Genomic DNA, 20,766 nt, shown 5'->3' with positions numbered 1-20,766 from the left:
GGGCCAAATGTGGATAAGCCCTATTTAAAGGTTATGCACGGACTCCTTAAACATGCGTCCCCTCTCCTCATAGGAGGGGAACATATCCCAACTTGCGCAAGCAGGTGAAAGCAGGACGATATCCCCGGGTTCGCTCATCTGCCAGGCAAGCTGCACGGCTTGAGCCACCGCATCCGCTGCATCCTTAGCAGTATCGACGGTTTGAATGCGGCTAATCCCTGCCAGCTCGGCAATATGATTAATTTTCTCCTTCGACTGCCCCAGCGTTACGACACCTTTAACCCGGTCGCGGAACGTCGGAAGCAGCTCCATATAATCGGAACCGCGGTCAAGGCCGCCGGCAATCAGAACGAGCTTCCCTTCGAACACTTCAATCGACTTGATAGTTGCCGCAGCGTTCGTGGCTTTGGAGTTATTGTAGAAGGTCACGCCATCCAGCTCTCTCACGAGCTCCAGACGGTGTTCTACGCCATGGAAGCTTCTTAGCGCCTCGGCGATCGTCTGAGGCTGTACGCCTACTGTCAGGGCGGCTGCAGCCGCTGCCAAAGCATTCTCCAGGTTGAAACTGCCCGGAATCCCCATTTCGTTGGCCGGCATAATGGTCACGACCTCGCCCTGCCCATTCGCATAAACGAGGTTCTCCGAGCCCTGCTCGAAATAAACCCCGTAATCCAGCGCTTCCTTCATCGAGAACGGGAACAGCTTCGCTTGCAGCGACGGCATCAGCGCCCGGCAAACCGGATGATCCCAATTCAGCACGGCCGTATCTTCCGCCGTTTGATTGGCGAAAATCTTCGCTTTGGAGGCAATATAGTCATCCATCGAACCGTGATAGTCCAGATGAGTTTCATACACATTCAGCAGCATTCCAATTCTCGGACGGAACGAAGTCGTTCCTTTGAGCTGGAAGGAGCTCAGCTCCACAACCATCCAATTCTCCTTCGTCACTTCGGGAGCCGCTTCGGTCAGCGCACGTCCGATGTTGCCGGCGACCACCGGAGACAAGCCTGCTGCATCCAGCATTAATCCGATCAGCGTCGTCGTCGTCGTTTTGCCGTTCGATCCGGTAATGCCGATAATCGGCGCTTCACAGAACTGATAAGCCACTTCGACCTCGGTCACAACCTCGACACCGAGCTCCAATGCTTTGCGGACCGGCTCAACCGTGTAAGGAATGCCCGGATTCTTCACGACAAGCGAAACCCCTTCGTGCACCAGGGACTCCGGATGATGCCCGCAGACAACAGAAATACCCAGGGCCTCCAGTTCGTCGGCCTCAGGGCATGCGCTCCGCTCTTTTTTGTCATTGACAGTGACAAGGGCTCCTTTTTGATGAAAAAGCTTAGCCGCAGCGACGCCGCTGCGAGCCAAGCCCAGAACAACCACTTCAAGTCCACGATATTCCCGCGGATGCCTCATGTTCTACAACACCTCATTCATATATAGTCCGAGCGCGGCAAGTACGAGACCTGCGACCCAGAATGTAATTACGACACGCCACTCCGACCATCCGACCAGCTCGAAATGGTGATGGATCGGACTCATTTTGAACACCCGCTTGCCTCTAGTCTTGAAAGAAACGACCTGGATGACAACGGACAAAATTTCGACGAGGAACACGCCGCCAACGATCGCCAGCAGAAGCTCCGCTTTCGTCAAAATCGCCACGGCGACAAGCCCGCCGCCGATACCGAGCGACCCGGTGTCTCCCATGAATACTTTGGCCGGATGCGCATTGAACACAAGAAAGCCAAGCACAGCGCCAACCATGGCCGCCGAGAAAATCGCGGCCTCCGGCTGCGTATTATTCATTGCGATTACCGTATATGCGCCGAATGCGATTGCACTTGTCCCGGCCAGCAAGCCGTCAAGCCCGTCGGTGAAGTTCACCGCGTTGGATGCGCCCAGCATGAGAATCGCCATCAGCGGGAAATACAGCCAGCCCGGATTGAAATGAAACTCTACAAACGGAATATATAAGTCCGTGCTATGCCCTTGCATGACCAGGAGATAGCACACGATCGCCGAGATGAGCAGCTGCCCGAACAGCTTCTGCTTCGCCGTAAGGCCTAGCGAGCGTTTGAAAATGATTTTGATGTAATCGTCCAGAAAGCCGACGAGACCATACCCAAGCGACGCGATCAGCAAGATGAGCAAATCCGTATTTTTATCGGCAAAACGAAGCGTCGCCAGCGCGAGCGCCAATAAAATAATGACGCCGCCCATTGTCGGTGTCCCTTGCTTTTTCAAATGCGCTTGCGGGCCGTCCTCGCGAATTTGCTGGCCAAATTTCATCCGCCGCAAAATCGGAATAAACAGCGGCCCCATAATCAAGGCGAGCACGAATGCAACGCCCATCGTTAATAAAATTGCGTTCTCCACGTTTGGTTCCCCCTGCTCGTTAACGCCATGCGAAAACGATCTACTGATTCATAATTGATAATGAGCCGGCGGTTAGGCCAGCAAGGCGTTCACTACTTGCTCCAGCCGCATGCCCCGCGAGCCCTTCACGAGCACGAGATCGTCCGGCTGCGCCACAGCAGCGAGCTCGCCTGCAAGCTGCTCTTTGTCGTCGAAGGCGCGTACGCGCTCCTTCGGAAACCGCCCCGCCGCTTCCTCGGCAATGAAGCGGCCCAACCGGCCGAACGTGAAGACGTAGTCCGCACGTTCCGGGGACAGCATCGCGCCGATCTCGCGATGGAACCGCTCTTCGTGCTCGCCAAGCTCCAGCATGTCGCCGAGCACGAGGAACTTCCGACCGAAGCCGCCCAGCTGCTCGGTCAACAGGATCGCAGCCCGCATCGATGCCGGGCTGGCGTTGTACGCATCGTTGAGCACGGTCAGCCCGGAGGCTGCCGTTAGCTTCTCGATGCGCATGCTGGTCATTTGCAGCGAGCGAAGCCCCGCTGCAAGGGCTTCCGGCTGAACGCCGAAGGCTTCGCCGATCGCGATGGCCGCTAACGCATTGATGACGTTATGCGTGCCGAGCAAGGGAATGTACAATTCCGGATAGCCCGGAGTATTGATATGGAAGTGCGCGCCGTCCGCATCCATCCGGATGCTGATTGGAAACTTCGCGAGCTCCTGTCCTTGACCGAAGCGGAGCCTGCGCAGTCCTTCCGGCAGGCTGATTTCGCTCAGCGCCTGCTCGATAAGCGGCTCGTCACCGTTGTACACGAGCAGACTGCCGCTCGGCATGCCGCTGACGATCTCCACCTTCGCTCGGGCGATTTCCTCGCGCGATCCGAGCTGGAGCATATGCGACTCGCCGATCATCGTGATGATGGCGGCATCCGGCTCGGCCAATTTGCTGAGCAGCTCGATCTCGCCGCGTCCGCTCATGCCCATTTCGACAACGGCGAATTCCGTCGTCTCTTCCAGCTGCAGCAGCGTCAGCGGCAGGCCGATATGATTATTGAGGTTGCCTTTCGTCTTGTGCACCTTATACGTACTACCCAGAACGGCGGCAACCAAATCTTTCGTCGTCGTTTTCCCGTTACTGCCCGTAATCCCGATAATGCGTACGGGCAGCTCCTGGCGATAGGCCTTCGCCAATTGCTGCAAAGCCGTGAGGCTGTCTTTGACCAGAATGTGCGGCACGCCGGCCGGCGCATCGCCACGGTTTTCCTGCCAGAGCACGGCCGCCGCCCCTTTATGGTAAGCTTCTTCCGCGTAGGTATGCCCGTCAAATTTCTCCCCGATCAGCGGGACGAACAGACTGCCTGCAGGTATCGTCCGGGTATCCGTAGAAATGCCGGCGATACTCACTGCACCTCCGTCTGTTATGCCTGAACATTCACTCCCCAACATGTCTGCGATCTGCTGTAATGTGCGCCGAATCATCGTGTTCTCCCCTTTATCGCAGCCTTGGCCACCAAACGATCGTCGAAATCATGCTTGACTCCCATGATATCCTGATACGTTTCGTGGCCTTTTCCCGCTATCAATATTACATCCTTGGGGCCTGCCCCTTCAATAGCCTTTTGTATCGCTTTTTTGCGATCGGCAATTAATTCGTACCGGTTATCCGGGTAATTCGCCTCTTGCAAGCCGGGAACGATGTCCCGAAGAATAGCTTCCGGGTCCTCGGTTCGCGGATTGTCCGATGTCACATATAAATAGTCGCTATAGGACGCCGTCACCTTGCCCATCAACGGACGCTTCGTCTTGTCGCGATCGCCGCCGCAGCCGAACACCGTCACAACCCGTCCTTCGGCGAATTCGCGCACGGTGGACAGCGCGTTCTCCAACCCGTCCGGCGTATGGGCGTAATCCACCAAGACCAAGTAATCCTGGCCTTCGTCGACCACCTCCATGCGTCCGTCCACGACGGCAATGCTCTCCAAGGAACGCTTGATTGCCTCCAGCGGGAACCCTTCCGCCAGCGCAGCCGAGATCGCTCCCAGAGCGTTATAGACATTGAATTTCCCGACAAGCTTCATCTGGAACTCGGCATTCCCCGCAAAGGAGACAAGCTGGAACGACGTCCCTTTGGCCGTAATGCGAATGTTCGTGGCCCGTACGTCGCAAGGCTGTTCAATGCCATATGTAATAACCTGCGCCGCCGTCAATCGGCCGAACAGCTCCGATGCGGCGTCGTCCGCGTTCAGAACGGCGTATTGACGCTCTTGCGGATCGCCGGAGAATTCGTTCCCAAGCCGCGAGAACAAGAGACCTTTGGCTGCCGCATAGTTTTCCATCGTTTGATGATAGTCCAGATGATCCTGCGTCAAATTGGTAAATATGCCCGAGCGGAAATGAATCCCCTTGACCCGGCCCATTTCCAATCCGTGGGAAGATGTTTCCATGACGCAATAATCGACCTGAGCGTCCGCCATTTTCCGCAGGATCCGCTGCAGCTCCAAAGATTCCTGCGTATTGGTCGCTTTATTTTCTTCATACTGCTCGCCGATTTTAATATGAATATTTCCCATCAAACCCGTCTTGAAGCCCTGGTCCGAAATGATTTTATCTAATAAATAGGTCGTCGTCGTTTTGCCGTTCGTTCCCGTCACGCCGATCATTTTCATTTGTTGGCTGGGGTAGCCGTAGAAATGCGCCGCCAAGGCTGCCATCGCATATCTGGCGTCTTTCACGACAAGCTGCGGCACGGGCAGATCGAGCACCCTTTCCGTAACAAGAGCAGAAGCCCCAAGCGCAATCGCTTTTGGGGCATAATCATGACCGTCAACGGTCAGTCCGGGGATGCAAAGGAACAGATTCCCCGGTTTTATTTTACGAGAGTCTGCTTCAATCCCCGTAATTTCCGTGTCCGCATTGCCGTGTATATAGGTAATGAGGAGTACCGAAGCAAGCTCCTGCAGTTTCATGAGCAACCTCTCCTTAACGTTTTTCCTAACTATTATGGACAATTTTATGCATATGGAAAAGCAAAACATGTCTTACTTGCCAAAATCTTTTTGGCGAGGCTTATTGCGGCGGCGCATTGTCGGATAGAAAGATGCGAATCGTAGAGCCTTGATCGACCCGCGTTCCCGCTTTGGGCGCCTGACTGATTACATATTTGCCGTTCCCCGATTTGGCCAGTTTAAAATTCATGTTCAGATCTTCTAATATATCATCAACCGACGCTCCAACCAAGTCCGGAACTTCGACAACCGGCGTTTCGCCGTACCGGTATTCTTTATTGAGCTGATTTTTGTCCGGCTCCACCTTCATATAGCGAAGTGCGTCAGCCATCATATTCTTAACGAGCGGAGCAGCGATCAGACCACCGAATTGAATGCCTTTCGGGTCATCGACAGCCGCATAAATGATCACCTTCGGATTATCCGCCGGTGCGAAGCCGATGAACGAAACGATATGCTCATCCGGCGAGTAACGGCCGTTCACAACCTTCTGGGCGGTCCCCGTCTTCCCGCCGACCCGGTAACCGTCGATAAACGCGTTGCGCCCCGTGCCCAAGGCTACGACGCTCTCGAGCGCTTCGCGCACTTGTTTGGAAGTGTCTTCGGAGATGACATTGCGCACCAGCTCAGGCTCCACGCTATTTACGACCTCTCCCGTATCCGGGTTCGTGAACGATTTGGCCAAGAATGGCTTGAACAGCTTGCCGCCATTGATCGCTGCGGAAACCGCCGTAATCTGCTGAATCGGCGTCACGGAAACGCCTTGGCCGAACGCCGTTGTCGCCAGCTCGACCGGTCCGACCTGCGAAGGCTTGAACATGATGCCGTTCTCTTCGCCGGCCATATCGATGCCGGTCTTCTTGCCGAAGCCGAATTTGGAAATATAATCGAACAGCTTCTCTTTGCCAAGCCGCTGACCCATCACGACGAAGCCGGGGTTGCAGGAGTTCTGAACGACTTGCAGCATCGTCTCGCTGCCGTGCCCGCCACGCTTCCAACAGCGCAATCTGGCTCCTCCGACTTCGATGAAGCCGGGATCGTAGAACGGCTCGTTCTTGAGATCGACTTTCTTCTCCTCAAGCGCTGCGGCGAGCGTAATAATTTTGAATGTCGAACCTGGCTCGTACGTTTTCCAGATCGGCAGATTCCGGTTGTAAGTCTCGGACGGATAATTTTTGTAATTGCCGGGCTCATAGGTCGGTCTGCTGCCCATCGCCAATATTTCACCGTTGTTCGGATCCATCATGATGGCCACAACGTTCTGCGCTTGGTATTGGACCATCGCCTGATCCAATTCCCTTTCCATGACCGACTGCAAGTGGCTGTCGATCGTCAGCTTGACGTTAAGCCCGTCTTTGGGGCTTGTATATTTGTCGGTCGTCCCCTTGAGCGTTCTGCCTGCCGCATCGGTCATGTACGAGATATGGCCGGGAATCCCCGTCAACTGGGAGTCGTACTTGGCCTCGATACCTGTCAGACCCTTGTCGATTCCGGCGAAGCCAAGAATGTGAGCCGCCAAGCTGCCGAAAGGGTAATATCTTTTATTGTCTTCAGCAACAACGACACCGGGAAGGTGAAGATTGCGGACTTCCTGCGCCTTTTCAATCGTAATTTTACGTCCCGACGGCTTAATGTCGACTTGCGACGTTCTCTTCGTGATTTGCTTGTAAATGTCGTCTGCATTCCCCTGAAGCACTTCCGCCAATTTGGCTGCCGTGCTTTGCGGATCTTCAATCTGCACGGGGATGGCGACAATCGTTGGCGTACTCATACTGTAGGTCAGCGTAATGCCGTTGCGATCTTGAATTTCTCCTCTTTTCGGCGCAAATTCAATCTGTCTGCGCCAGCTGTCCTCCGCTTTATTCGCCAACTCTTGTCCTATCCAAAGCTGAACATAGGCGAGTCGAACAATAAGCGCTGTGAAGATGATCGTGCCAATGATGAGCGCAGTGAACAATCTGCGGCGGACGGTAACGTTAGAAACTCGCATGAACGTTCATTCTCCCTTCCCGAATAAGTCAGTCTCATTCCTAACATGACTATTCGGGACAAACAGGGGTTAGAACAAGCTCTCACAGTTGCCTGCGCTATGGCGCTCTATTCCGGCTCTACGGCAAGCTTTAAGGCGACTTTTTGGCTACTTGTTTCTGTGCATCGCTTTTTTCATTTTTGCTGTTGTTCGTCGGTGGCGGCGTCGCTCCGCTCGCGGCACCCGCAGCTGCCGTTTTCTCATTGAGCGGGTTCAACTGCAGCGTTACGCTTCGCGCTTCTCCTTCACCCAACGACGCTTGCTCCGATACGTATCCTTCACCGGTCGTTTGGCAATTCACTTTGAAAAAGGAGCAAGCCTCTACGGCATCTCGCAAGGATCTGCCGACCAGATTAGGAAGCGGCATTTCACTTACGTTTTGCATCGCAACATATATTCGTTGCGTCGAGACGATTTCAGTACCCGGCTTAGGGAATTGATCGACGACTTTCTCACCTTTACCAAACACTTCCAGAGTCAGTCCGCTCTCTTTCGCCATAGCTTTAGTGCTTTCTGCCGTCATCGCCATGAAGTTCGGCACCGTCAGCTTATTGGCTGCCTTCGTGACCATTTGCGCCTGCTTGCTAGATTTTACGCCCATATATTGCAGAGATTCGCCGACGATTTCTTTGAAGGCCGGCGCCAGCACCTGGCCGCCCAGATGGTAATTGCCTCCGAGTTCCGGCTGATCCGCGATCAGGGTGACAAGAATCTTCGGATTCTCGACAGGCGCATAACCGATGAAGGAAATGACCCAGGAATCCGTCGAGTACGTTTTCTCGCCCGGGCGGACGATATTCGCCGTTCCCGTTTTCCCCGCTACCCTATAACCTTCCATGAAAGCCAGCTTACCCGTACCAACGTCTTGATCCGATACGACCTGCTCCAAATATTCGCTAACTTGCTTCGCCGTTTTCTCGCTGACGACTTGTCTGACGACCTTAGGCGCAAAAGACTCAATCGTTTTACCGGTTTTCGGATCAACGATGTCCTTCACGATATGCGGCCACATCAGCTTCCCGCCGTTCGCCATTGCCGCATAGGCGGCTGTCTGCTGAATTGCCGTGACCACGACTTTCCCCTGGCCGTACGTCGCCGTAGCGACCTCGGGTTTATACCGCATATCGATGAGCCCGGACACCTCGTTCGGCATATCGATATTCGTCTTCTCCTCGAAACCGAATCTCGTAATATAATCGCGGAACTTAGGTTCTGTCAATTTCTCCAAACCGAGTTTAACGAAGGCCACGTTACTGGAACGCTTTAGTCCTTCCAAATAAGAGATTTTCCCCCAGCCCACATAGTTGTGGTCATGGAGCTCGCGGTCCGCTACCTTGATTTTCCCGGATTGATACATTTCGGTAGGGTTAAAGACCCCCTCTTCTACGGCACCGGCTAGGGTAACCAGCTTGAATGTCGACCCCGGCTCATACCGCGAAGCTACAGCGGCATTTTTGAAATCGGCTTGGTCATTAATGTTCCAGTATGAGTTCGGGTTGAAGGTCGGCGTATTCGCCATCCCCAATATTTCCATCGTTTGCGGATCGACCGCAATCGCGGTTAAGCTCTTCGGATGCCATTTCTCCGTAACCTTGGCCAGCGCGCTTTCCAAATAAAATTGAATGTTCTTGTCGATCGTTAGACGAACATTTTTCCCGTCTTCCGCAGGCTTGAAATCTACCTTGGCATCGGGCAATTCCACCCCTTTGCCGTCCTTTTCATAGCTAAGCATACCGGGCACGCCTTTCAGCGTATCGTCCAGCTTCAGCTCCATGCCGAGCGACGCCTTGCCTTCTTTGTTCGTATAGCCCAGAATATGCGCGGCCAAAGTCTCGCCAGGATAGTAGCGCTTCTTCTCTTCGATAATGCCTATGCCGATGTTCGTTTTGGACGATTTATTCAATCTCGTCTGCATCGTGGCAATGAAATCGCGAACTTGGTCAGCCTTCTCTTTATCAATTTTCCACCCTTCATTGCGGATCTCGACATTGACGGCATAATCGCTGCCATCCGGCTTCTTTCTTGTCGCCAACTCTCGTATTTTCGTTTCAAGCGCCGGTTTGGTCGCATCGGATTCTTTCAATATATCTGCCAAACCTCGCGAAATATCGTCTGCCACCTGCAGCCCGTCTATCATTTTGGGGTTCAGCGTGACCGTATAAGCCGTGCCTTCCACGGCTAACACCTTGTCATTCCGGTCCATGATCGTTCCGCGCACCGGCGCAATAATCCGGTCGGTCTCCCATTTCTGCTCGGCCTTCTCTAGCAACCACGATGCGTCAACAACCTGAATCCAATAGACTTTCACTATGAGGACAACAAAAAGAAGGGTGAAGAACCCTCCGATAAGTAAGGAACGCAGCTTAATTTTTTTTGTCATATCATATACCTGCCCGTTACGGTTTAGATGAAGCTACTTTCGTATTTTTGCTGGCGGCGGTCGATTTGGAGGCTTTGGCTTGGGTATCCGATTTCTTCACGTCGTCCAAATTAAAGCCGAGGCGAATAGCCTCTCCCTTTATTCTCTCCGGGCTCTGCAATTTCTCGACCTCTTGCTTCAGCGCACTGTTTTGAGCTTGAATGTCGCGAATTTCGACTTGCATTTTCAGAATGCTGGCATTCATTTGATAAATCGCCGCGTATCGCCAAATAATGACACCTGCCACGATGACACAGAGGAGCACCGTAAACAGATATAGCATTTTCTCTTGAGGGGGCAGCGACTTGTTGCGGTAAACAACCTTCGTTGTCTCTTTAATCTTAACCTTCGCAGCCGGAACTTTCCGTTTCTGGTCAAGCGCCAAATTCCCTTGGATATAAGATGGCATATCAATTTCCTCCTTTTGTATCAAAGCTTTTCGGCAATGCGCAGCTTGGCGGATCTAGCCCGCTGATTCACCTCTAGCTCATGCTCGCTTGGGATGATCGGTTTACGAGTGACTAATTTAAGATCTCCGGATTTCTTACATACACACATTGGAAAACCCGGCGGACATGTACATTTTTCCACATTTTTAACGAAAAACTGTTTGCAGATGCGATCTTCCAAGGAATGGAAGGTGATGACAGCAACTCTGCCTCCAGGCGCCAAACAGCGGACGGATTGCTCCAACGCTTCTTCGAAGGCGCCCAATTCGTCGTTCACGGCAATGCGCAAAGCTTGAAAGCTTCGCTTGGCAGGATGCCCGCCTGTACGTCTGGCTGCCGCCGGAATCCCTTCCTTAATCAATTCCACCAGCTCGCCGGTCGTTTCGATCGGTGCCTTAGCCCGAGCCTCGACAATGACCCCCGCAATGCGGCGGGAAAACTTCTCTTCGCCATATTCGAACAAAATTCGCGCGATTTGATCCTGCGGCCATTCGTTGACGATCGTTTTGGCCGTTAGTTCCGTGGTACGATCCATCCTCATATCGAGCTCCGCGTCCTGATGATAGGAGAAGCCGCGTTCTCCATCGTCCAACTGCGGGGAGGATACGCCCAGGTCGAACAAAATGCCGTCAACCTGCGGTTTCCCGTCGCGCAGCGCTCTCGGCACGCCTTGCAGCACGTGCTCCAAATCTCTGAAATTGCTCTTCACAATCTTTACACGATCCAAGTAAGGTCCCAATACCGATTGCGCATTCGCTAAAGCTACGTCATCCTGATCCAGACAAATCAATAGCCCTTCCGGACCTAATTGGGAAGCGATCAAGGAACTATGCCCCGCTCCTCCCATCGTGCAATCCACGTATACGCCATCCGGCTTTATATGCAATCCTTCAACAGATTCTTCTTTCAATACCGTCACATGATGAAACACTTGATGTCCTCCTAATTATGGCAACTATAGATCAAAGTTAAAGTCGACAAGCTTTTCCGCTATTTCATTAAATGATTGTTCCGATTCATTTGCATAGCTTTCCCAAATTTGCTTGCTCCAAATCTCCACCCGGTTCGATACACCGATTACGACGCAATCTTTCTCAAGCTTGGCATGCTCGATGAGATTGCCCGGAATGTTGGCTCTCCCTTGTTTGTCAAGGTCACACTCTGTAGCACCGGAAAAGAAAAAGCGGGTAAATGCGCGCGCATCCGATTTCATCAGCGGCAGTGCTTTCAGCTTCTGCTCGAGTATCGCCCATTCGGATCGGGGATATACGAATAAGCACTGATCCAGACCGCGTGTGATAACGAAGGATTCGCCCAGGGCTTCACGAAACTTGGCCGGGATAATCATGCGGCCTTTTTCGTCTATGCTATGTTGATATTCCCCCATGAACATAGCATGGCGCCCCCTTTCCCTCCACTTCGTACCACTTTTCACCACTTTTTTAGTGTTATTCGCCAAAAACGCAACAAATCCTGCTTCATGAGCAGGATTTGTGAAAATTTTTTCATTTTTTAGGTCTATTCTGCGTCTTTCGTTCCTTGCTTCTCTTCTTCAAGTGAGTTCAAAGATGCATTTTGTTCTTTCAGTTCATTTCGCACCGCTTGAAGCTGTTTGTTTCTTTTGCGCCTGTATACCCAAATCGGAACCCCGATGAGCAGTAAAATAACGAGTACCGGGAAGGCGGCAGCCGCAAAAACAAGGACAGCCTGCAGGACTGCGACTAGTACGTTAAGGCTAGAATTCCATGACTTCAGGATCCGTTCTCCTAAAGTTAGCTTGCTCGGATCGGACAAAAGCGGCTTCTTATCCGTTAGCTGATACATCCGAATTTCAATGGTGGAATAAGCCACATTTTGATCCAAATATCGCATGCGCCCTTTAATCTGTTCGATCGCTTCCTGCACCTTCGCCAATTCATTGGAAAACGCCAGCAAATCGTCGGTTTTCGTTGCCTTCTCCATGAAGCTGAGCAGACGTTCCTCAACGAGCTGCTTCGCTTTCAACCGGGAGCTGAGATCGACGTACTCCTCCGTCACATCCTGCCCCTGCACGCTGCGCTGAAGAGCGGGGCTGATTTTCTCCAACCCGTCCAGTAACGAAACGAAGCCGCTGGCAGCCACCTTGATCGTGAACGTGCCGCCCTTCTCGCCTGTATTGGCGTTCTCCGAGAACTGCAAAATATATGCGCCGCTAAGCGCGACCAGATCGCGCAGTCCAGTCTGCGCCTTGGCGTAGTCATCGACAGGCATGACCAGATTCGCACGGTAGATCAACTTGCGGTTGAATCCGGCCGCTTCGTCGCTGCCTGTCGCCGCCGGTATGATCGTCATCGAAGCGTCCTTCCCTTCGGACGGCGCCGCCCCGGCTTCTGCAGCGGGCGCTTCTTTGGCGTCGGAGCTCTTCGTCGACTGCTGTTTGACCGCCGGCGCGACTGCTGCCGTTTGCCCCTCGACGTGAAGCGAATCAGCTTTCGACGAGCTGGCAGCTGCCCCCGGTACGGAATCCTCCTTGGATGAGCTGCATCCGGCCAGCAGGCTTCCTGCCAGCATGCACATGGCAAGCAGCAGACTTGCCTTTCTTCTTAACGTGTTGACCCCCATTTTGCCAACCCCTTCGCTACCAAATTTTAGGTTTTACACCCTATAAACGGAGTATGAGGAGGAAAGGTTGCAGGCAGCAAAGGTGACGATGAGTGATAGCGGGAGAAATTCCAGTTAGGGCCTTGCGGCAGGAGAGAGATAGGCTCCAGAGTGTCGTCCAGCGTTACAAAGTGCAAGGTCAGATTCCTCAACGAGCCAAGCCTACACTATGATCCCCGCCCATAGCGGGAATTTCTCCTGATAATTGCAGCTTGCCGAGCGACAAATGCCGGGTAACAGGAAAAACTCCCGTTAATCAGCCTGCATCCGCCGACTTTACGCAAAAAAGGGGAAAATTAACGGGAGGAATTCCCTCTATTCGCACAACTGGGCTCATATTCGCAGGAATAACGGGAGAAATTCCAGTTACGCCCTGCGGCAGAAGAGAGATAGGCTCCAGAGTGTCGTCCAGCGTAGCGCCGCCCAGCGCCCGAACGAGGTGACAGGCCTCCCTCAGCGAGATCCCCACCCATAACGGAAATTTCTCCTGTTAATTGCAGCCAAACGGATCCTCGAATGCTGAATAACTGGAATTCCTCCCGTTAATCAGCCCGCATCCGCCGACTTTACGCAAAAAAGGGGAAAATTAACGGGAGGAATTCCTTCTATTCGTACAACTGGGCTCATTTTCGCAGGAATAACAGGAGAAATTCCAGTTACGCCCTGTGGCAGAACAAGAAGACAGGCCACCTTCACCGAGAGTCCCGCCCATAGCGGGAGTTTCTCCTGTTAAACGCAGCCAGCCAGAACCTCCACCGAAAGTACCGCCAACAGCAGGAGTCCCTACTGCTAAATGCAGCCCGACGGATCCTCGGTTCTTGCGCGGCACCCTGAGGCGACACAAAAAAAGCCTTCCAACCCACTCCATCGTGGTTTGGAAGACTCACTTCTCTTAGTGCTCCGCCCAGCTGTCCAAATATTGCTTCTGCTCTTCCGTCAAGGAATCAATGCTAGTGCCGAGCGACTCCAGCTTGAATCTGGCCACTTGCTCATCCAATACATATGGAACATTCGCAACTGTTTTGCCCAATTTCTCATACTCATCGTTCACATATTTCAGCGACATCGCTTGAAGCGCGAACGTCATATCCATAATTTCCGCCGGATGACCGTCGCCTGCCGCGAGGTTGACAAGACGTCCTTCCGCCAGTATGTAAATTTTGCGGCCGTCCGTCAACTGGTACTCTTCGATGTTGCGTCGAACCGTACGTTTGCTCACCGACTGCGCTTCCAGCTCAGGCTTGTTAACTTCGACGTCGAAGTGTCCGGCATTGGACAAGATCGCTCCGTCCTTCATCACTTTGTAGTGCTCGCCGCGAATCACATCGCGGTTGCCCGTTACCGTAACGAAGAAATCGCCCAGCTTCGCCGCTTCCATCATCGGCATGACGGCAAAACCGTCCATGTACGCTTCCACACCTTTGATCGCATCGATCTCGGTCACGATCACGTTCGCGCCAAGTCCTTTGGCCCGCATTGCAACGCCTTTGCCGCACCAGCCGTAGCCGACAACAACGACGGTTTTACCGGCTACCACCAGGTTAGTCGTCCGGTTAATGCCATCCCATACGGATTGCCCCGTACCGTAACGGTTATCGAACAAGTATTTGCAGAACGCGTCGTTGACCGCGACCATCGGGAATGCCAGAGTGCCTTCCTTCTCCATCGCTTTCAGACGCAGAATGCCGGTTGTCGTCTCTTCGGCACCGCCGCGCACTTGCGCAGCCAAATCTTTGCGTTCGGAATGCAGAATCGACACCAGGTCTCCGCCGTCATCGATAATCAGATCAGGCTTCGTTTCTAGCGCTTTGATCAACAATTCTTTGTACTCTTCGGGAGTCGGGTTATATTTGGCATAAACGGTAATCCCGTCTTCGACCAGCGCCGCACATACATCGTCTTGTGTGGACAGCGGATTGCTTCCCGTAATCGTAACGTCCGCTCCGCCGGCTTTCACTACTTTGGCCAGGTACGCGGTTTTCGCTTCCAGATGCAAGGAAATCGTTACTTTCAGCCCTTTGAACGGCTGCTCTTTCTCGAATTGCTCGCGAATGCGATTCAGAACAGGCATATGCGCCTGTACCCAATCAATTTTCAAATGACCGTCAGGGGCCAACGCCATATCAGCAACGATACTTTTGTCTACAGTTGTCATCGTTCGTTCCTCCTACAAATAATAAACGCGGTGCATACCGTCTACAGGAATCGGCGTCTCGAGCAAATCACGAAGCCAATCATTCCCATATCGATTCATATAAGCACACCCATTATACACTCTTTCCTGCGGCTTTGCTAACGGTAAAATCGTAAGGCGAATCCGCTCCAACTGGCGGAGCGTCGCATCAAACTGCGTTTTGTACGCTTCCGACGCCTTATGCTGCAGAAACTCGATCTGCTCCACAATCTTCGCCAGATTCGTATCCCCCAGCTTCCTTACGCCTGGATTAATCGCCCCTAGAGCCTCCACGAGCGGCGTGTAGCTGTCGCGGAAGTCCGCCTTAACCTGATCGAAACGCTCGTTCAAGTGCAGCGTATCCTGAGCATCGAGCCAAGCCTGCTTCTTCTCTTCAAAACGGTGGAGAACGTCCTCGAAACTGTACGCGTATTTATTCATCTGCTTGTGTACCGTACCCTCGATTAGCGTGAACTCCAGCCGCGGCGCAACGATGGGCATTCGCATGCCGAACTGCTCGAACGCATGCTTGGTCAGCGCCCAGTAAGCAATTTCACCCGGTCCGAGCACGGTTGCCAGCACAGGGAATAAATACTCCTGCATCAACGGACGGGACATCACATTGTTGCTGAATTGCTCAGGCTTCGTCATCGCCAAATCATGAAGCTCCGCCTTCGTGAAGCGGTGCTCCTGCTTCTTATCGGCGAACCGGTCTCCTTCGCGATGCAGCAGCAAGCGCTGGCCATCCGCATATACGAACAAATTCGCGCCGTCAACAGCAATGTCCGCCTGAGCGTTGTACCCGGCTTGCAGCACCTCTTCCTGACTTTTCAGCAAGGAGGCTGTCAGTACTTCATTGTGCACAACCAATTGCTCGAACATCCCCGACTCCAGACTGCGCAGGGACGGTTCATCGGCATCGATCAGCACAAGGCCGTATTCACCGAACAGCACGGCCATTAAGCGGGCGAAGGCTTCCGACAGCGTCGCTCCCCCTGCCGTTACACCCTCCAATTTGGCCATCAGCGAAGCCTTGAACTCCGTATCCATCAACGACTGGTCCATAGCGGACAAGGCCTCCCGCCAAGCTTCAGGGGCAAGCGGAAGCTTGCTGACGGACGTGCGCCTTCCTGTCGGATGATCCACTTTGATTTTATCGATTTGCTGTGATTGCGAAAGCGTATAAATATGATTCACTTCATCGAAATCATGGTCTTCGCCGGCAATCCAGAAAACCGGCACGACCGGACGTTTTAACTTCGAGCTCCACTCCCGTGCCAACTGTACGAGCGTTATCGCTTTGTACAGAACGAGCAGCGAGCCTCCGAACAAACCCGCCTGTTGGCCCCCCACTACAGCCAGCGCTTCCTCACCGGCAAGCGCGGCAATTTGGTCCATTGCAGGGCCGTTATTGCCGATTCTCTCATTATATGTGCGCAGCACTTCAATCAAGCGGCCTCTGTCAGCGCGAGGCGCGCTCTTCCTTTCATCCAGCCACTTCATCCGCGACTGCCAATCGGCATCATCGCCGAAATGATACGGGAACAACGAACGGGCCTCATCCGCCCCGCTTACATAATCCTCAGCCAGCTTCTGACTCTTCTTCCAATGAAAAGATTCCATTTGCATATGCGACTAGTGTCCCCTCTTCATACCAAATAAAACAACTATCCTTTGATTGTACACGGTAGGACCGCAATCGTCAAAACTGTATTTTAATTAATTACAATTGATTGGAGAGCTGTTCACAAAAAAACCGCCCCTGACGGGACGGCTCTAATTGGATTAATACAAGTGACAAGCGACGAAGTGATTAGGCTCCACTTCTTTGCTAGGCGGCATCGATTCCGCGCATTGCGGCATCGCTTGCGGACAACGCGTACGGAACGGGCAACCGCTTGGCGGGTTGAGCGGACTCGGCACGTCGCCTTGCAGGATGATGCGTTCGCGTGTACGCTCGATTTCCGGATCCGGAATCGGAATCGCCGAAAGCAGCGATTGCGTATACGGATGCAGCGGCTTCGCGTACAGGTCATCGGATGTCGTGACCTCGACGAGATTACCCAGATACATAACCCCGATACGATCGGAGATGTGCTTCACCATCGCCAAGTCATGGGCAATGAACAAGTAAGTCAAGCCCATTTCTTTCTGCAGCCGTTTGAACAGGTTGACAACCTGTGCTTGAACGGAAACGTCCAGCGCCGAGATCGGCTCATCGGCAATGATGAATTTCGGTTCGATCGCCAGCGCCCGGGCAATCCCGATTCGTTGACGTTGACCGCCGGAGAACTCATGCGGGAAACGGTTCGCGTGCTCGTCGTTCAGACCTACGGCGCGAAGCAGCTCCATCACACGCTCTCTGCGTTTTGTGCCTTTGTACAGACCATGAATGTCTATACCTTCAGCGATAATATTCCCTACCGTCATACGAGGGTTCAAGGATGCGTAAGGATCCTGGAATACCATCTGCATGTTCCGGTTGAATTCTTTGAGCTTCTTGCCTTTGAGCTTATGAACATTTTCACCGTCGAAAATGACTTCGCCATCTGTAACATCGTACAGATTGATAATCGTTCTTCCCGCAGTCGATTTCCCACAACCGGACTCGCCAACGAGACCGAATGTTTCACCGCGGTTAATTTCTATCGAGAAATTGTCAACGGCTTTAAGCACTTTGCCGCCGCCAAGATTAAAATGCTTCTTCATATTGCGAATTTGCAAGATGGGTTGATTCGTTTTAGACATGTTGATGACCTCCCACTCCTACAGGACGTTCAACTTTCGGCGCGTCCGGATGCAGCAGCCAACAAGCGGAGCTGTGCGTTTCGGAAAGCGTCGTATGCTCCGGATCGACTTCCAAACACTGATTCATTGCATACGGACATCTCGCCGCAAACGCACACCCTTTTGGAGGCGCGAATAGATCCGGCGGCGTACCTGGAATAGGTACAAGCTCTTCATCACTGTTCGTATCCAAACGAGGCACCGAGCGCAGCAAGCCCCATGTGTAAGGATGCTGAGGATCGTAGAAAATTTCGTCTACCGTCCCTTGCTCGATAATTTTCCCTGCATACATAACCACGACGCGCTGCGCCATATCGGCAACGACACCAAGGTCATGCGTAATTAAAATAATAGATGAGTCCGTCTTCACGGAAATGGTTTTCATCAAATCGATGATTTGCGCTTGAATCGTAACGTCAAGTGCCGTTGTCGGCTCATCTGCGATAAGCAGCTTCGGAGAGCAAGCAAGCGCGATTGCGATCATGACACGCTGACGCATACCGCCGGAAAGCTCATGCGGGTATTGATGAATACGGCCCTCAGGAGAGTTAATCCCGACAAGCTTCAAAATTTCGATCGCTTTTTCGGTAGCCGCCTTCTTGCTGATCCCTTCGTGCTTGATGATACCTTCTGTAATCTGATCGCCGATCTTCATCGTCGGATTCAGCGAGGTCATCGGATCCTGGAAAATCATTCCGATTTCGGATCCGCGAATTTTTTCCATTTCTTTATTGGAAAGCTTCGTAATGTCCATTTTACCGTCGAACATGATCGAGCCGCTTTTTATATAACTAGGCGGAGTAGGAATTAGACGCATGAGCGTTTGTGCCGTTACGGATTTACCGCAGCCGGACTCCCCTACAATCGCCAAGACTTCACCTTTTTTCAAAGAAAAATTAACGCCGCGAACAGCTTGAACTTCACCCGCGTACGTGCGGAAGGATACCCGCAAATCTTTTACTTCCAGCAAATTGCCTTTGGATTTGGTGCTCATTATTATTCACCCCTTCTTACTTGCGCATTTTTGGATCTAGCGCATCACGAAGCCCGTCACCGAGCAGGTTGAAACTTAACAAAATCAAACTGAAAATGATAGTCGGGAAAATCAGGCGATGCGGGTACAAACGGATATAGTTAGCGCCGTCGGACAGCAGGTTACCCAATGAAGCGAGCGGCGGCTTAACACCAAGACCGATGAAGCTTAAGAAAGCTTCGGTGAAGATCGCAGAAGGAACGACGAACGTGATTTGAACAATGATAATCCCAAGCGCATTCGGAATAAGGCTGCGCATGATAATTCTCATCGGCGACGCGCCCAGCGTACGGGATGCAAGGACGAACTCCTGCTCTTTGAGCGTGAGCATCTGCCCCCTGACCAAGCGGGCCATCGGCACCCAGCCGGTTATGGCCATGGCCAAAATAATCGATGGAATCCCTGAGCCAATAACCATGATAAGCAGAATCGCAATCAATAGGAAAGGGATCGCATAGACGATCTCGATCGCACGCTGCATCACTTCATCGACTTTACCGCCGTAGTATGCGGAGATACCGCCGTAGATGACACCGATAACCAAGTCAATCAGTGCAGCTACGATCCCGATGAACAAGGAGATCCGGGTTCCCCACCATACGCGGGTCCATACGTCGCGGCCGAAGTCATCCGTACCGAACCAATGCTGTCCGTTCGGTGGAATATTTTTAATTTTCAGATCTTGCGTTTGATAGTCGTAACTCGAAACAAAAGGAACGATTACCGCCAATACGATTAAAGCAACCAATATAATTAAGCCAGCCATTGCCAGTCTATTTTTCTTAAGTCGTCTCCAAGCGTCCTGCCAATAATTGAGCGAAGGTCTTACGATTCTTTCGCCGGTTAATGTTTCTTTTGCAACGGGAGCAAACTTGTAGTTAGTCTCTGTTGCATTATTCGGAGTTTGCATGTATTATTTCCCGCCTTTCCCAAGACGAATTCTAGGGTCTACGAAACCGTACACGATATCTGTGATAAAGATAACCAAAATGAGAATGGCCGAATAGAAGATCGTTAATCCAGAAATCATGGTGTAGTCATTGGAATAAACCGATGAAACGAAGTGTTTACCCAATCCTGGTACTGAGAAAATTTGTTCAACTACGAGTGTTCCTGTAATGACGTTAACGAAGATTGGACCGATAATGGTAATGACCGGTAAAATCGCATTCCGGATCGTGTGCTTCACAACGACCGTAAAGTTGGATAAGCCTTTGGATTTCGCCGTTTTGATGTAATCTTGATTAAGAACGTCGAGCATCGATGTCCGCATCAAACGAGCCAGGATGGCAATGGTTCCGAATGAAAGCGCAATCGCCGGCAAAATGCGATAGCTTGGCCCTTTCCACAATCCGGCAGGAAGAATTCCCCATTTGACGCCGACATAGTAGGAAAGAAGTGGACCAAGAACGAAAGATGGAATGGAAACGCCTAGAATGGCGATGAACATTGCTGTGTAATCGCCTGCTTTGTTATGCTTAAGCGCCGCGATAATCCCTAACGTCAGACCTGCAACAATCGCAATCGCGATCGAAATCAAACCAAGTTCAAGCGAAGACGGAAAAGCTTGCTTGATAATATCTGTAACTTTGTGAGCAGGAAATTGAAAGGAAGCTCCTAGATCGCCATGGATGATGTTGTTCATGAAAGTTAAATACTGTTCCCATAATGGCTTATCCAAACCGTATTGCTTCAGCAACATATCTCTCGTAGCTTTAGGAATCCGTTCAGCGCCTTCTCCTAGTGGATTACCTGGTAAGTTTTTCATCAATACGAATGTGAATGATGCGATCAGCCATAACGTGATAAGCGCATATAAGAAGCGGCGAAGAATGAACCTGACCATATTGCTCCTCCTTTATTCATT

Annotated in this window: 16 protein-coding genes; all 16 read right to left on the bottom strand. The window is 52.1% G+C overall.

Annotation, left to right across the window (positions count from 1 at the left end; all coding sequences use genetic code 11):
- Positions 1-24: 24 nt before the first annotated feature.
- Positions 25-1,419 (bottom strand): UDP-N-acetylmuramoyl-L-alanine--D-glutamate ligase, encoded by a 1,395-nt coding sequence (gene murD, locus PUT07_RS23335; protein WP_274470992.1) that lies wholly within the window; start codon positions 1,417-1,419, stop codon positions 25-27.
- A gap of 3 nt (positions 1,420-1,422) precedes the next feature.
- Entirely contained in the window at positions 1,423-2,358 is a 936-nt protein-coding gene (gene mraY, locus PUT07_RS23330; RefSeq protein ID WP_274471653.1) for a phospho-N-acetylmuramoyl-pentapeptide-transferase, read from the bottom strand.
- A gap of 96 nt (positions 2,359-2,454) precedes the next feature.
- Positions 2,455-3,843 (bottom strand): UDP-N-acetylmuramoyl-tripeptide--D-alanyl-D-alanine ligase, encoded by a 1,389-nt coding sequence (locus PUT07_RS23325; protein WP_274470990.1) that lies wholly within the window; start codon positions 3,841-3,843, stop codon positions 2,455-2,457.
- A complete protein-coding gene (locus PUT07_RS23320; RefSeq protein WP_274470988.1) occupies positions 3,840-5,330 on the bottom strand; it encodes a UDP-N-acetylmuramoyl-L-alanyl-D-glutamate--2,6-diaminopimelate ligase in 1,491 nt (496 codons plus the stop codon). Before PUT07_RS23320 ends, PUT07_RS23325 begins: the two co-directional genes overlap by 4 nt.
- 100 nt (positions 5,331-5,430) lie before the next feature.
- Positions 5,431-7,359 carry a stage V sporulation protein D gene (locus PUT07_RS23315; protein ID WP_274470987.1) on the bottom strand — a complete coding sequence of 643 codons (1,929 nt, stop codon included), beginning with the start codon at positions 7,357-7,359 and terminating at the stop codon, positions 5,431-5,433.
- Between the two features lie 130 nt (positions 7,360-7,489).
- Positions 7,490-9,778, bottom strand: coding sequence for a penicillin-binding transpeptidase domain-containing protein (locus tag PUT07_RS23310; protein ID WP_274470986.1), 2,289 nt, complete (start codon positions 9,776-9,778; stop codon positions 7,490-7,492).
- 16 nt (positions 9,779-9,794) lie between these two features.
- Positions 9,795-10,226 carry a cell division protein FtsL gene (ftsL, locus tag PUT07_RS23305; protein WP_274470985.1) on the bottom strand — a complete coding sequence of 144 codons (432 nt, stop codon included), beginning with the start codon at positions 10,224-10,226 and terminating at the stop codon, positions 9,795-9,797.
- A 20-nt stretch (positions 10,227-10,246) separates the two neighbouring features.
- Positions 10,247-11,197 carry a 16S rRNA (cytosine(1402)-N(4))-methyltransferase RsmH gene (gene rsmH / locus PUT07_RS23300; RefSeq protein ID WP_274470984.1) on the bottom strand — a complete coding sequence of 317 codons (951 nt, stop codon included), beginning with the start codon at positions 11,195-11,197 and terminating at the stop codon, positions 10,247-10,249.
- Between the two features lie 24 nt (positions 11,198-11,221).
- The gene (mraZ, locus tag PUT07_RS23295; protein ID WP_274470983.1) at positions 11,222-11,659 is read right to left on the bottom strand and encodes a division/cell wall cluster transcriptional repressor MraZ; all 438 of its coding nucleotides are present in this window, start codon (positions 11,657-11,659) and stop codon (positions 11,222-11,224) included.
- A 125-nt stretch (positions 11,660-11,784) separates the two neighbouring features.
- Positions 11,785-12,867 carry a DUF4349 domain-containing protein gene (locus tag PUT07_RS23290; RefSeq protein WP_274470982.1) on the bottom strand — a complete coding sequence of 361 codons (1,083 nt, stop codon included), beginning with the start codon at positions 12,865-12,867 and terminating at the stop codon, positions 11,785-11,787.
- A 931-nt stretch (positions 12,868-13,798) separates the two neighbouring features.
- Positions 13,799-15,061, bottom strand: a complete 1,263-nt coding sequence (locus PUT07_RS23285; RefSeq protein WP_274470981.1) for an adenosylhomocysteinase — start codon at positions 15,059-15,061, stop codon at positions 13,799-13,801.
- A gap of 12 nt (positions 15,062-15,073) precedes the next feature.
- On the bottom strand, positions 15,074-16,708 hold the full coding sequence (gene bshC / locus PUT07_RS23280; RefSeq protein ID WP_274470980.1) for a bacillithiol biosynthesis cysteine-adding enzyme BshC: 1,635 nt from the start codon (positions 16,706-16,708) through the stop codon (positions 15,074-15,076).
- Between the two features lie 156 nt (positions 16,709-16,864).
- Positions 16,865-17,827 (bottom strand): ABC transporter ATP-binding protein, encoded by a 963-nt coding sequence (locus PUT07_RS23275; RefSeq protein WP_274470979.1) that lies wholly within the window; start codon positions 17,825-17,827, stop codon positions 16,865-16,867.
- Positions 17,820-18,860, bottom strand: a complete 1,041-nt coding sequence (locus PUT07_RS23270) for an ABC transporter ATP-binding protein (RefSeq protein WP_274470978.1) — start codon at positions 18,858-18,860, stop codon at positions 17,820-17,822. The genes PUT07_RS23275 and PUT07_RS23270 overlap by 8 nt, the downstream gene beginning before the upstream one ends.
- A 16-nt stretch (positions 18,861-18,876) precedes the next feature.
- The gene (locus PUT07_RS23265) at positions 18,877-19,809 is read right to left on the bottom strand and encodes an ABC transporter permease (RefSeq protein WP_274470977.1); all 933 of its coding nucleotides are present in this window, start codon (positions 19,807-19,809) and stop codon (positions 18,877-18,879) included.
- A gap of 3 nt (positions 19,810-19,812) precedes the next feature.
- Positions 19,813-20,745 carry an ABC transporter permease gene (locus tag PUT07_RS23260; RefSeq protein WP_274470976.1) on the bottom strand — a complete coding sequence of 311 codons (933 nt, stop codon included), beginning with the start codon at positions 20,743-20,745 and terminating at the stop codon, positions 19,813-19,815.
- Positions 20,746-20,766 lie beyond the last annotated feature (21 nt).

It is taken from the genome of Paenibacillus sp. MAHUQ-63 (assembly GCF_028765165.1).
In the GTDB taxonomy this organism is placed as follows: domain Bacteria; phylum Bacillota; class Bacilli; order Paenibacillales; family NBRC-103111; genus Paenibacillus_E.
This window is presented reverse-complemented; position numbering and strand designations above follow the sequence as displayed.